The 13,588-nt window shown below is 34.9% G+C and carries 15 protein-coding genes and 3 pseudogenes; 4 read left to right on the top strand and 14 right to left on the bottom strand.

The genetic code is table 11. The annotated features are described in order from the left end of the window. The 13 genes and pseudogenes from A194_RS0109340 to A194_RS0109285 all read right to left on the bottom strand — a co-directional run. Positions 1-435 (bottom strand): HAD family hydrolase (locus A194_RS0109340; protein ID WP_017186587.1); only part of this gene is annotated, 435 nt, incomplete at its 3' end. 149 nt (positions 436-584) lie between these two features. Next, entirely contained in the window at positions 585-1,097 is a 513-nt protein-coding gene (locus A194_RS0109335) for a DinB family protein (protein WP_017186586.1), read from the bottom strand. 266 nt (positions 1,098-1,363) lie between these two features. Next, positions 1,364-2,281 carry a serine hydrolase domain-containing protein gene (locus A194_RS19405; RefSeq protein WP_017186585.1) on the bottom strand — a complete coding sequence of 306 codons (918 nt, stop codon included), beginning with the start codon at positions 2,279-2,281 and terminating at the stop codon, positions 1,364-1,366. Between the two features lie 235 nt (positions 2,282-2,516). Further along, positions 2,517-2,798, bottom strand: a complete 282-nt coding sequence (locus A194_RS0109325; RefSeq protein WP_017186584.1) for a hypothetical protein — start codon at positions 2,796-2,798, stop codon at positions 2,517-2,519. Positions 2,799-3,650: 852 nt separating this feature from the next. Next, positions 3,651-4,121: a GNAT family N-acetyltransferase gene (locus A194_RS0109320; RefSeq protein WP_017186583.1), complete on the bottom strand. Its 471-nt coding sequence runs from the start codon at positions 4,119-4,121 to the stop codon at positions 3,651-3,653. Between the two features lie 95 nt (positions 4,122-4,216). After that, positions 4,217-4,683: pseudogene (locus A194_RS18025) on the bottom strand (SAM-dependent methyltransferase). Positions 4,684-4,771: 88 nt separating this feature from the next. After that, complete coding sequence (locus tag A194_RS0109310) at positions 4,772-5,107, bottom strand: hypothetical protein (protein WP_017186582.1); 336 nt, start codon at positions 5,105-5,107, stop codon at positions 4,772-4,774. Between the two features lie 28 nt (positions 5,108-5,135). After that, positions 5,136-5,597: an immunoglobulin-like domain-containing protein gene (locus A194_RS0109305; protein ID WP_029425131.1), complete on the bottom strand. Its 462-nt coding sequence runs from the start codon at positions 5,595-5,597 to the stop codon at positions 5,136-5,138. Positions 5,598-5,655: 58 nt separating this feature from the next. After that, on the bottom strand, positions 5,656-6,063 hold the full coding sequence (locus A194_RS0109300) for an HIT family protein (protein ID WP_017186580.1): 408 nt from the start codon (positions 6,061-6,063) through the stop codon (positions 5,656-5,658). A gap of 38 nt (positions 6,064-6,101) precedes the next feature. After that, positions 6,102-6,263, bottom strand: a pseudogene (locus A194_RS19780) (PspC domain-containing protein); the annotation flags it as partial. A 141-nt stretch (positions 6,264-6,404) separates the two neighbouring features. Next, a complete protein-coding gene (locus tag A194_RS0109295) occupies positions 6,405-6,986 on the bottom strand; it encodes a hypothetical protein (RefSeq protein WP_157783048.1) in 582 nt (193 codons plus the stop codon). Between the two features lie 167 nt (positions 6,987-7,153). Continuing rightward, entirely contained in the window at positions 7,154-7,690 is a 537-nt protein-coding gene (locus A194_RS0109290) for a transcription repressor NadR (RefSeq protein ID WP_017186578.1), read from the bottom strand. After that, positions 7,691-8,818, bottom strand: a complete 1,128-nt coding sequence (locus A194_RS0109285; RefSeq protein ID WP_017186577.1) for an IscS subfamily cysteine desulfurase — start codon at positions 8,816-8,818, stop codon at positions 7,691-7,693. It lies immediately after the preceding gene. Positions 8,819-8,918: 100 nt separating this feature from the next. Between A194_RS0109285 and nadB the strand changes: the two genes are divergently transcribed. The 4 genes from nadB to A194_RS0109265 all read left to right on the top strand — a co-directional run bounded on the left by nadB (position 8,919) and on the right by A194_RS0109265 (position 13,082). Beyond that, on the top strand, positions 8,919-10,424 hold the full coding sequence (nadB, locus tag A194_RS18020; RefSeq protein WP_017186576.1) for an L-aspartate oxidase: 1,506 nt from the start codon (positions 8,919-8,921) through the stop codon (positions 10,422-10,424). Continuing rightward, a complete protein-coding gene (gene nadC, locus A194_RS0109275) occupies positions 10,411-11,259 on the top strand; it encodes a carboxylating nicotinate-nucleotide diphosphorylase (RefSeq protein ID WP_029425130.1) in 849 nt (282 codons plus the stop codon). Before nadB ends, nadC begins: the two co-directional genes overlap by 14 nt. Positions 11,260-11,261: 2 nt before the next feature. Continuing rightward, complete coding sequence (gene nadA / locus A194_RS0109270; RefSeq protein ID WP_017186574.1) at positions 11,262-12,362, top strand: quinolinate synthase NadA; 1,101 nt, start codon at positions 11,262-11,264, stop codon at positions 12,360-12,362. 183 nt (positions 12,363-12,545) lie between these two features. Further along, the gene (locus tag A194_RS0109265) at positions 12,546-13,082 is read left to right on the top strand and encodes a ribonuclease H-like YkuK family protein (protein ID WP_017186573.1); all 537 of its coding nucleotides are present in this window, start codon (positions 12,546-12,548) and stop codon (positions 13,080-13,082) included. 95 nt (positions 13,083-13,177) lie between these two features. On the opposite strand, the pseudogene A194_RS0109260 reads toward A194_RS0109265, so the two are convergent. Further along, positions 13,178-13,588 (bottom strand): annotated as a pseudogene (locus tag A194_RS0109260) (aromatic acid exporter family protein); the annotation flags it as partial.

The following is a 13,588-nucleotide window of genomic DNA, read 5'->3' as shown; positions in this document are numbered from 1 at the left end:
TGGTTTTCTCTGCTTCTCAGGAAGTTCCCATCCAAAGATTGCGTCTGGTACAAATCCACAATGAATAGAATAATCTCTTTCAATTCGGTTTCTCTCAGAATGAGAAATAACCGACACAATTCCACCTTGTTTTTTAAATTCTTGAATTGTCTCTGCAAACAGTTCATAGAAGTCTGGTACAGTTGATTCGGTATATTTTTTCCAAACAACTTGCTGATGTTTTTGCTCTTCCTCTGTGAATTTAATGATGTCTTTACACAAGGAAGAAAATCCTGGATTGAAACAGTATCTAACAAAATCTTCAAAAGTAATAGGTTTATCATTTGGTCGCAAGTCTTTAAGAGCCTCTACAAATGATGGATAATGTATATTTGGTGTGCTTTTTACTGCTGTATCATCGTGGTCTAAGATTAAACATTTATATTTTAAATCCATAAATATCCTCCTATAAAATCGTAATATCCTATTCATTTATACATTACATTAAAGTTTAGATAGCTACTTCCATTAAACTGCCCCGTTAGTTCAACTAGGAATGTTCAACCTAATTCAAGAAACGCCCCCGTTAGTGGAACAAGATTTACCTAATTCAACAGTCTCTTAATTGCTCTAATCTGTCCACGGTGATTTATTTCGTCCTCCATAACGTGAAACCATAAATAGTGATTATTGTAAGAAACACCATTACCCCATTTATTCTCTTCAAATAACCAGCTATCTTCTTTTGATTTCAAATATGTTAGTGTTTTTTCTCTTACTTGTGATAATTCAGCCAAATAATAATCAATAGAATGATTTCTAATCACTTCTCTTGCCTTATCCCCCAATTCCAAAGCTGCCCCCCACTTTAAGTATTCATCGTTTGTTAAACCTCTCTTTTCAAACGAGACAACTTGATGAACAAACTCAATTGACGCAATATGGGATAAAAGAGACCCTATTGAATTGGAACTATCATTTGGTAAATAATCTAAATCACTTTTTTTAAAGTTAGAAATTTCACTCAACGTAACATCCCTTGAATGTTCAAGCATACACACAAGTTCCCCGATTTTTTCACTATAGTTTGCCTTTGGTTTTATTCTATAATCAATCATCCATCTACCTCCATTCTGCTTTATATATAACGATACCAATAAAACGGGAAAAACAAAGTCTCATAATTCATAAAAATGTATGATATAATTTAATTGAACATACAGAAAGGGCAATCTGATAAAATTAGGTTGCCCTACTTTTGTTCCTCCTCTTATTACACTAAACTGCTCCGTTAGTGGATTAAGGAAGAGTTCTTCAACTAACGCCCCCGTTAGTACAATAAGCCATGCAATAGCTGTTTGTCTAAGTTGTTTTACGATTTTATCTAAGTAATGAGACCTTTTGCATATCTAAAGAATTCATCCGCACTTGGGGTTTCTTTGCTATTTTTTCGATGCACTAACCTGATTGCTATGTAGTCTTGACCTGGACTGACATATAAATATTTACCTTCAGCACCGCTCATACCGTAACCAATATAATTTCCGTCTTTATCGTGGGCTGTTAACCATAAATAGCCCCATTTCCTATCAATATTTTGAGTAGGATGAGTTGAATCCTCTATCCACCATTCTGACAAAAGTCTTTGCCCTTTCCATATTCCTTTATTTAAATATAGGAATCCGAATTTTGCTAAGTCGTTTCCTGTTAATGCAAGCCCAGCATATGGGTACGGATTTTGACTTCTGTCTTTCAACCATATCCAATTAGTTATACCTAATGGCTCAAATATACGTTTTGATAAATATTCATCCAGTTTTTCACCGCTTAGTTTCTCTACAATTCCTGCTATTAAAGCAACAGCTTCGTTGTTATACTTTGATACTGTTCCTGGCTTGTCTTCTAAATCTAACGATAAAACATACTCAATACAATTATCCACACTACTAAGTTCATTATCATGACCTACTGTTTTTATACCAGTAGTGTGAGTTAAAATATGCCAAATAGTTATATCCTTTTTAGGATCATTAATTAATGAAGGAAAAATTGAATGTAGTGGTGTGTGCAAAGTATCAATGTAGCCTTCATCCAATAACAAACCTACTGCTGTTCCAGCGAATACTTTCGTCAAAGAATTGAGTTGGATTGGTTCACTAGTATCAGTATAATTTTTATGGTACATATTGTTTTTTAAAACTATAATAAACTCGTCCGATTCTTCTTTTTCACAATAATTATCAAAAGCTTTTAGTTTTTCTTGATCTACTTCTAAAATTCCTTTGTTAAAAAGTTGAGTCATATATTTGTACTAACATCCTTTCTTAATTATTAAAATTGATTCTAAATGTAACTTAAACCAATTAGATCATTTACTGCAGTTAAACAATAACATAATATTCCATTTCCGCGATGCTAAAATCGTAATTTTCTGAATTAAAAACAAAAGAAAAAGACGACCTAAGTGCCGACCATATAATTCTTATTAAACTAACCTGCTTCTTTAGTTGAATAAGACTAATACATTAACATACCCATTAACTAAAAAGCAGCATACCAAAAGTAATAGAGAAAATTATTGTAAGAAGAACACCTACCAGACTAAAAACCATACCCACGACTACTTTTCTTTTTCCGGTTTTATTAATACCGTTCATTTGTCTTATCCCTATGACACCATAAACGAAGCCAATAATTCCAAGTATTAAGCCGATCAATACAAAAGAAGTACCAATTGAAAGAAAACCAAAAACCAATGAAACGTTACCTTTGCTCTGAGCCTTATTGTAAATGTCATCTGATGCATGAAGATTATTCATATTTGTCCCACCTTTTATCTACCGAAGCAGTACTTGATCAATAACACTATTGGAGCACACCATTACTTATATTTTTTAAATATCGAACCGATTGAGACACTTAGTAGTTGAATCAAACATAGAAATATTCCACTCATAAAATAATAATGCACTCCTTCGCGGCTGTAACCTGGTAAAGGATATCGATCTGTTACTGGAGGGAAAAATCCCCTGAAATAGTCAGCATTACTGTAAAACTCAATCAAAACTAAGAACAAGCAACAAAAGTTACACCAAAAGTTATTAAAATAAAAAATGAGCTTTTAATTATGTCATTGGGATTAGCTTGATGAATATAAACAGCTATTCCTATTGATAATAACAACACCAAGCTCCTCTACCAAATCTTCAACTTGATTCAACGTATAATCTGTGCTGATCGTGACACCGTCGTTAAACCCACCTTTAAAACCAGTATATGACAGGATTATTCCTAATTCCTCTTACTCTCAAGCAAGAAAAAAATTCTTTGCTACATTTGCTAATATCGCTGATAACGGAATAAATATTACCGGGAAAATAACTAAATACAGTACGTCAAGTTGAATTGAGATTAAAATAGGGTCTACAAAGAAAAAGTAAAAATGATGACTCACAAACAAAACAATTAAAAAAAACACCCAAAACAACAGAGTATCCTTCCCAATATTACAACCTCCACCCAAAATATTGTTAAATCAATCCCCATTTATTAAGTACTAACCTCCCTACTTAGATTGATAAGTTACTAAGGTCTGTAATAAGGAGCAAAAGAATTAGCAACGTTAATTAATTCTTCTTGAGAATATATTTTTTGACCACAATGCTCATCATTTAATTCAATTGCTTTTCAAGACTATAACAAAGCTTTTGTTCATAAAATCTCTCATCATATTTTTCAAAACCTAAAGGAACCCAAAAGTCCAATGCTTTCTTATTTATCGCATGAACCGCAATTTGGATGGATTTCACACCTTTATCCTTCATTAGATTTTCGTATAGAAAATAAGATTGTTTTGCATAACCCAAACCTTGATACTCTTTGTCAATTAGAAGTAAGCTTAACCACGGTTTGTGTGCACGAGGACTGAGCATCCCGTATTCAATAATGCCAATCGGTTCCTCATCTAAACATATTAGGTATCTATTTGTTTTTAGCTCTTTCGCTTCTTCGTATTGATATAATATATCGTTGGCTTCCAAGTATTTTTTATCAAATGCAATATAGTTATATTCAAGGTTACTATTAAATATTTTCATCTCAATACTTACTTGATCCCTATAACTTTCAACAAATGTTAACATCATCTGTCTCCTTCTCATTTTCACAGTAAAAGTAACCGATCTTTTAACTTCATTAAATTTCTAGAATTAATAATCTATTATTTTTTATGTTCGGATTAATACTCCTCACTCCAATAATTCTTCATTAGATCGCATGCCCACTGGGGTTGGACGATTGATTCTGCTGGAGTAAATTCTTTCATGACTGGTTTAATGTCTAATATTGGTGTTTCGTTAATGCAATCAAGACCTGCCACGGTTAATTCTCTTCCTTCTCGTTTGACTACTTTTACTGTTGTAAGACCTAATTGATTCGGTCTATTTTTCCACGTTGAGCAAAGATGCCAACTTTAGGCAGGCTTTTATCGTTTCTTGGATGTCTTGCTCCTGTTTCTATTTTGTTACTTTCGACTAAATGAAAATAAAAGATAATTTCTAAATGCGAAAAAGACTCAATCTCACTTAAAGCATCCTCAGAAAAGGTGCTATTCAAAATTATTTTAGTTACTACTTGCCCCCAGTAATCATCTTTAATCTCTGGTCGATCATTATATGCAGTACCGATAGGATTCAATGTGATCATCTGAAGTCTCCTTTCTCTAGATTAATTTTCAGTAACAACAAATAAAAATAGTCATCTTATCTTACTGTGTATTTTGATAACTTCTACGTTAGTGAGATTGCCTTTTTGCAAATGTTGAAGGAGAGAAAGAAACTTTATAATCACCTCTAAGTTCCTTCTTCACTTTCTCAGTTAATAATCTACCAATTCTATTATGTTCTTCTTCAAGTTCAACACCATTGGAAACAACTTCATCATTACTCCAGTTAATCCATTCGCCATATTTCAGAATCCACTTCATTAACTCATCTCTTAATTCAATGGATATAGGAAACTCTTCTGAATCTAAATTACACATACAGTGATGACACCAAAAAGGATCCGCTCCAACGTCACCTTCAACTTTTATATCATTAGTTTTCTGTTCGTCACAAAGACATTTCATAATACTTTAGTTACCCTCCAAATACTCTTCAATCAATTGTAAATTCCGCTGCTAAATGGTTCTCTTCGTAATTTGTAATACGCTTCACTATACGGTATTCTCCAGTATCTAAACTTCCATAGAGCCACTCCCAATCGACTGACCAATCACTAACATCCGAGGAATGCAACTCATGTGCAGGTTCACCAAAACCATAGGATGCCCCTGGCACTAAGGGAACTTGATACCATTGACCGTCTATTTTCCTTTCCAACATAAAATCTTCACTATATATGTACTGCTTATCGGAGTTATTCTCAAGCGTTACGGTAAACCCAGTAGAAGATAACGTTTCCTCCTTCACATTCATGGTTACTCCATCTAGTGTGTTAACAGCTTCATATTCTGTCAGTTCCCAATCTTCTTTTTCTGCAGTTTGGTTTGAATAACACGCTGACAAAAGCGGCAGGCTTATAATTATAAAAAATATTGAAAACAAAAACCTCTTCATGTCATTCACCCCGTATAGATTCCTAACGTCTACATTGTTAAACTTCCAACCCATTAGCCTAATAACTTACCCTCTTGTTCTCATTACCTTTAAACATAAATCTAATCCCTCTACTGGCAAGAGGTTCATCTTCATATCTAGGCAAAACGTGAAAGTGCGCATGGAATATGTGTTGTCCTCCAACTTCACCACAATTCCATCCGAGGTTATATCCTTGAGGTTGGTGTTTTTCATCTAAGTATTTCTTAACTTCTTGTAAGAGTGTATATGTAGCATTCCATTCTTCCTGTGTCATGTCAAAAGCTGTTTCTCTATGCTGTTTAGGAACGATTAAACCTGCACCTTCAAGCTGACTACCTTTCACTTGAAAATGTTCCATCTGCAAAAACATACAATGTTCATTGCTCAACATAACTTTTTGCCTTGGCTCAAGTTCTAGATTACAAAAAACACAACCATTAACCATAATAACGCCCCCACTTTATAAGACTTTTTTCGGTTTGATTATAATGACGGTGGACGGTCCTCCATCGTATTAGCAAGAATTACATAGATAAATAAACTGGCAGGTAAAATAATAAATATTAATCTCACAGCTAAAGAAGATACTCCTAAATAATTAGCGATCCTTCCACAAACACCTGTTATAGACTTATCAGTTGAGGATTTTCTTAATTTACTTTCCTACTAACTTTCACCCCTAACTCCTTACACTCATTGTGTAAAATGTTATAGAAACCGTAACAAAAGCGGTCTACATTAATTAAAAGCTCAATCAATACTTAAACTTGATAAAATCATAGAGCCTCATCGATGCTCTTCAATAAAACTCTCGACCCACTCTATATCAATTGGCCCGTTTACAACTTTATAGGGACCAGTTCCAACATCAAGCATACGCTCTTCATAAACCGACGCTAAGATTGGCCTACTATCTGAATAAATAGTTATCCGAAAACCATTTTCATTGGAAACATCACTATCCCAGTCGCGGTGCCTCATCCTCTTAACTTGATATTGGCTTAAAAATTCATTTAATTCTTCAGCATGTTCTCGTTCGTCCGTTCTCCATTCTTCTCCGTGCCCCTCATGAAAGACTAATGCATGTATGTCATCTTCGTCATAGCTAATTACTTGATCTAAACTTTTCTCTCTATACTCATTATAGAAATACAAAGATATGATCAAAACGGGTGTGGCCATAAGAAGTAACGTTAAAGCCTTTCCCTTAGATATGGTATACTTTAATACTTTTTCTGTTCCATATAAAGTTAATGGAATAATCACAATAAAATAAATTAAAATAATGGCTAAACCCATTAACCAGTTAGGGTGCGATATTAACATAACTACTGTTCTATAAATAAATGAATTTATAATTAAAAACAACGCGAAAAGCAACCAATATAACAATTTATGACCTATTCAAAACACCCCTTTCCCCAATCCATATTAACATATAATTCCACCCTCTTTGTTGTTTTTTCAAAAAATTCTAAACATAACATTATAAAAAATAAACCGCTAACCACTGGTTGGTTAACGGTTTATTACTATTAATCTTCAACTATAAAACCTTGATTGCGAAGTGCTTGTTCAGCTTGGTCGAGTAATTCCTCTTCATCAGCAGCAATCGTATGTAAATGAACGCCACCTGTTAATTTAGATAGTAGAGCGGCATTAGACTGATCAACTTGTGTCTTAAACTTCTTCACATCAACTCGGTTTGAAATATGAAGAACAGCTTTAAACTCACCGTAAATTGGGTGATCGACAATGACATCTTTAACATAAACACCATGATCAACTAGTATGTTCAACTCATCTTCTGTTTGTTCTTTATTGTGACAGCAAGCAATCGTACGTTCATACCTTGGTGTTTCCTCTTGTTGACTCATGTATATATAACCTTGACTCGTAGACATGATCGGTTCATTTTGAGCCTTTAGTAAAGCAATATCGCCTACAATGACTTGTCGGCTTACTGAATAAAGTTCCGAAAGCTCCTTGCCTGTTTTAGGATCAGCAGTTTGTTTGAGTGCATTTAATATTTGTTCGCGTCGTTCATTGCTAGATAATTTATGTTTTGACATTTATATCACCTCGCTTATGACTTCGGTTTCAATTAGATGATCTAAATATTGAGCTAAACTGATCACATCTACTTCAGTCGTATATCGGCCAAAAGAAATTCTAAAAAATTGCCGCGCTGTTTCATCATCAACTTGTAAAGCAATCATCGTATTCGTCTTCTTTTCATACCTGACATCACACGCACTACCAGTTGAAATGGCAAAATTATTACGATTACATTCTAACATAACGTATTGGCCATCCATACGCTCAATTGCCATGCCAACAATTGAATCTAATTGATTAGTTTCTTCTGCCTCAAAATAATGTATGTGCTGAACATTTATCATTGATTGCTTAAAAACATTTCTCAAATTCGCCATATCTTTCGCTTCGTCTTCTAATAAAGTAACCGCTTCTTCACAAGCTGCTGTAAAAGCAACTACACTTGGTATGTCTATTGTATTACCTTTCAAAATAAAATGAGCGAGTGTTTGTGTTTGTCTTGGTTGTTCTTTTAAGTATAATAACCCAATTCCTTTAGGTCCATAAATTTTATGACTTGAAATAGATAAGCTATCAACTAAACTAGCGATATCCGTCAAATCCAATTTACCAAAGCTTTGCACTGCATCCACATGAAGTTTTATATTATTTTGACGACATAGTTTACTAATTTCTTCAATCGGCTGTATTGTACCAATTTCACCATTTATATGTTGGATACAAACTAATGCTGTATCTATTCTTATTAAACGTTTCAAATCATTAATATTGATTACGCCATCTTGATCAAAATAAACGACACTCACTTCATAGCCTTCACTTTTTAACTTCTCCTCTGTCTGTCTAATAGAATTATGCTCACCTGCAGAGATAATGATATGGTGGCCTTCAGTTATTTCCTTTAAATGTTCGATCGCTAATAAGTTACTTTCAGACCCACCGCTTGTAAAGTAGACTTGTGTTTTATTTGCACCTATATAAGAACTAAGTTTCTGTTTACATAGCTGTATAATTTGGTAAGCTTCCGTTCCATAATCGTGAATACTGTTGGCATTACCATAATACTTTTGGGCCGCTTCAGTGTATGCTGTCAGTGCTGTTTCACTCATCGGTGTCGTCGCAGCGTAATCCAAATAAATCACATAACCCTCTCCCCTAAAATTTGATCAATACTCTTGCTATTTATTTAATAATATGTAAATATAGGTGTCAAGACACATGTAACTTTAGAGGTGTAAAACAGTGAATACAGACATCCTTATAATAGGAAGTGGAATTGCCGCTCTCCAATTAGCTAATAAATTAGACTCTCAGTATAACGTAACAATAATTACAAAGGGAAAAATGAATGATAGTAATTCATACTTAGCACAAGGTGGGATCGCTGCAGCAATCGACCAATCTGATGATGTGTTAAGTCATGCTTTTGATACGTTAAAAGCAGGCGAGTATTATAATTTGCCTTCAGTTGTGAAACACATCACAAAGATGGCACCAACTATCGTAAAACAACTGATCGATCAAGGTATGACATTTGACCAAATAGATAATCAACTCATTCTTGGGAAAGAAGGAGCTCACGAACATCGTAGAATCGTACATGCGGGTGGTGATGCTACAGGCAAGTATATGACCGAGTCACTAACTAACCAATTAAGTGAACAGGTCAAAGTTTATGAAAATAGTTTCGTCTGTGAACTACTAACGGATCATACTAAGCAACAATGTTGTGGCGCCGTATTTATTGATTCAAGTGGAAAGTCACGAACGATTAAAGCGACATACACTGTTTTAGCAACAGGTGGATGTGGGTCACTTTATAAGTTTACATCGAATCACCCAATAGCTTTAGGTGACGGTGTTGTGTTAGCTCACCAAGTAGGTGCAAAAGTATCTGACTTAGAGTTTATACAGTTCCACCCCACTCTTCTATACTCTAACAATCATACATATGGTTTAATCTCTGAAGCTGTACGTGGTGAAGGTGCGGTATTAGTTAATCAAAATGGACTTCCGATTATGAAAAATATCCATCCATTAAAAGACCTAGCACCACGTCATATCGTCGCACAAACCATTTATAACCATCGACTAATAGGTGATGAAATCTATTTATCTATTAAACAACTCAACCAATTTCAAAATCGTTTCCCATCAATTAGTCAATTGTGTACAAAGTATGGAATTAATCTACATGACGGATTGATTCCAGTGACACCTGGTGCTCATTTTATGATTGGAGGTGTCGAAACCGACATTAAGGGAGAGACAAACGTTCGCAATTTATATTGTATTGGCGAAGTAGCAAACACACGTTTACATGGAGCCAATCGATTAGCAAGCAATTCTTTGTTAGAAGGACTCGTGATGGGCGTTGAACTTGCTAGTCATTTGAACAAACAACCTAAAACACCTATTCCTGAACGAATAGCTACACGGTCACAACTTAAAGCTCCTATATTGCCAAACTTAAAACTATTACAAAAGTCCATGATGGAAAACGTCGGTATTATAAGAAAGCGAGAAGAACTCGCGAATCAACTTAATTGGTTACACTCTACCATCCAATCTAACCAGCAAACCAATATAAATATCGAAAACTTCAACAAATATGTCGCTTATAAGATGGCTTATTTGATTACACAAGCAGCATTAAAACGTCATGACAGTCTCGGTTGTCACCAAATGGCTGAGCATGAAACTTCAATAAATACTACAGAAAGTAGGGAATATGTTGAACAAGTTTAAGCTAGATGAAATGTTAAAGGCATTTTTTATAGAAGACCTTGGTGATTTAGACGTTACTACAGATTCCATTTTTAACGAGAAAGATATAGGAACTTTGACGATTCAGGCAAAAGAGGCTGGGATTTTTTGTGGACAGCTAATTATAAAGTCTGCATACCATCTATTAGATCGTGAAGTAGATGTTACATTGCACGTTGAAGACGGTGATCGAGTAGAGCCTACACAGGAGATTGCTCGTATACACGGCCCTGTTCCAAGCTTACTAAAAGGTGAACGTGTCGTCTTAAACTTAATTCAACGACTTTCAGGTATTGCGACGAAAACGAACAAAGCAGTAAACATGCTAGATTCCGATTACACCAAAATATCTGACACACGTAAAACAACGCCAGGGCTACGTATGTTAGAGAAATATGCTGTAAGGGTAGGCGGCGGCATTAACCACCGCTTGCGCCTCGATGATGCTGTCATGATTAAAGATAATCATATTGCTTTTGCAGGGTCTATAAGTGAAGCGGTGAACCGTGTACGTAAAAATGTCGGTCATATGGTCAAAATCGAAGTCGAAGCCGAAAATGAACAGCACGTTCTAGAAGCTGTTGAAGCCAACGTTGATGTTATTATGCTCGATAACGTTGAATTAGATCAACTATACAAACTCATTCAACTCATTCCACGGGATATTACGACTGAATTATCAGGTGGGATTGAAATTCAAGATCTACCGAAATACCGTGAGTTAAATGTAGATGTCATTTCAATGGGATGCTTAACCCATCAAATTGAATCACTAGATTACAATGCGAACCACCAATTTGAAAAGGAGCGTGTTTAGCAATGTCTTTATTACAACACTTGGAGCAATCTGTCTCGAAAATTCCTGAGAAGTATAAACAAATGAGCGATGAGGAGTTAGAACAGATCATTATAAACGCTAAAGAACAATTAGGTGATGAATTATTTATTCCTGGTCACCACTATCAAAAAGATGAAGTCATTCAGTTTGCTGATGCAAAGGGTGACTCATTAGAACTAGCGCAAAAATCAGCTCGTACAACAGCAAAACACATTGTCTTTTGTGGTGTTCATTTCATGGCTGAAACGGCTGACATTTTAACGAACAAAGATCAACACGTCTATTTACCAGACATGAGAGCAGGTTGTTCAATGGCAGATATGGCGGATATTAATCAAACAGAAGTTGCTTGGGAAAGGCTATCTCAGTTAGTTGGAGAAACGATTATTCCAATTACTTACGTTAACTCAACAGCATCTATTAAATCTTTTGTCGGTAAAAATGGTGGCGCCACCATTACTTCTTCGAATGCTAAAGATATGATGAAATGGGCATTTACACAAAAAGAAAGAATACTGTTTTTACCAGATCAACATTTAGGTAGAAATACAGCGTATGACTTAGGGATTCCACTGGAACAAATGGCGGTATGGGATCCAATTATGGAGAAGCTCCATTATGAAGGGGACTTAGATGAGTTAAAGGTCATTTTATGGAAGGGGCATTGTTCAGTACACGAAAACTTTACTGTCCCTAATATAAAAGAAGTAAGAGCCAAACATCCTAACATGAACATTATCGTTCATCCAGAATGTACAAGAGAAGTTGTCGCGTTATCTGATGACGCTGGATCTACTCGACATATTATTGAAACGATTGAAAGTGCACCTTCAGGCAGTGAGTGGGCAATCGGTACTGAAATGAATTTAGTCAAACGACTAATTAAAGAAAATCCTGACAAACATATCATTTCATTGAACCCACATATGTGCCCATGCTTAACGATGAACCGAATTGATTTACCTCATTTAGCTTGGTGCTTAGATTCACTAGTAAATAACGAACCTGTAAACCCAATCGTTGTAGAAGATGATATTAGTCACTTTGCTACAGAAGCATTAAATCGCATGTTATACAAATAAGCACATAAGTATTGAGCATTGGGTGAACATCCAATGCTCAATTTTTAAAATCATAAAGTTTATTTACTGTTAAATTTAGACCCAAATTATAAGCCCAACCAATTTGTCCATATTAATAATAAAATAACATAAACTATATAATAATATTAGACAACATTTTGAAAACAAAAATGGAGGGTTGTCATGTTACAGTATAAAGTGTTTAACTACACATTTAAAAACTTAAAAGAAAAAAACATGACGTTTGAACAGGTTTTTGACCATATTTTACACTTTATCCGCCGGGACCCGAGTGGTAATTTTAAGTTAATGATTGGTACAGATTCACAAGTTCATAAAAACCATACGACTTTCATTACCGGGATAGTTATTCAAAATGAAGGTAAAGGCGCTTGGGCATGCTTAAGAAAGGTGAGAATTACAGAAAAAATGACGAATTTACACCAAAAGATCTCATATGAAACTTCGTTATCAGAAGATGTCTTCTTAATGTTTACTCAAGAACGTAAAGATGCAATGTATGAAATCGTTTTACCACATGTTGATCATGGTGCTAGTTTCACTATTGAAGGGCATATCGATATTGGTGGAGGTAAACGGAATAAGACGAGTATGTTCATTAATGAAATGGTGGCTAGAATAGAATCGTTAGGTGCAGAACCTAAAATTAAGCCTGAAGCGTTTGTTGCGAGCAGTTATGCTAACCGCTATACGAAGTGAAAATGCAATTAAATATATTTTTATTAAAGCTACCATAATGTGGTGGCTATTTCGTATGACATACATAAAAAACCAAGCACGGTGCTTGGTTTTTGTTAAATATCACTTTTCTTATATGACCGCTTCAGTATTAGGTATTGTTCAATTTCGTTAAGCAGTAAATACAGATTAGCTCTTTGTTCAAACGTTTCACGGTCATCTGGCAAGTCTTCTTTATTGAATTTCTTCCTTATTTGATTCAACTTCTCTAAGTATTTTACTGCTGTATTACCCGGATGGACATGGTCAGCTAACTCTTCAAATAGCTCACCAATGTAATTATACTCATCTTCTGTTGCATCGACCCGGCTAATCAGTGGTAACATACGCTCTAAAATATCAAATTGTTTTTCTCGCATATGAAAATAATGATAAAAAGGGTGATGTCTTCTTAACAAGTGATTCTCTACATCTCGTGATGCTAATTCATTTGCCTCTTCAATTAATCTTGCCGTCTCAGTAATCTC

The organism is Alkalibacillus haloalkaliphilus C5, from assembly GCF_000269905.1.
Lineage (GTDB): Bacteria > Bacillota > Bacilli > Bacillales > Alkalibacillaceae > Alkalibacillus > Alkalibacillus haloalkaliphilus_A.
Note: the sequence above shows the minus strand (reverse complement) of the source record. Positions and strands in the feature narration are given on the sequence as shown.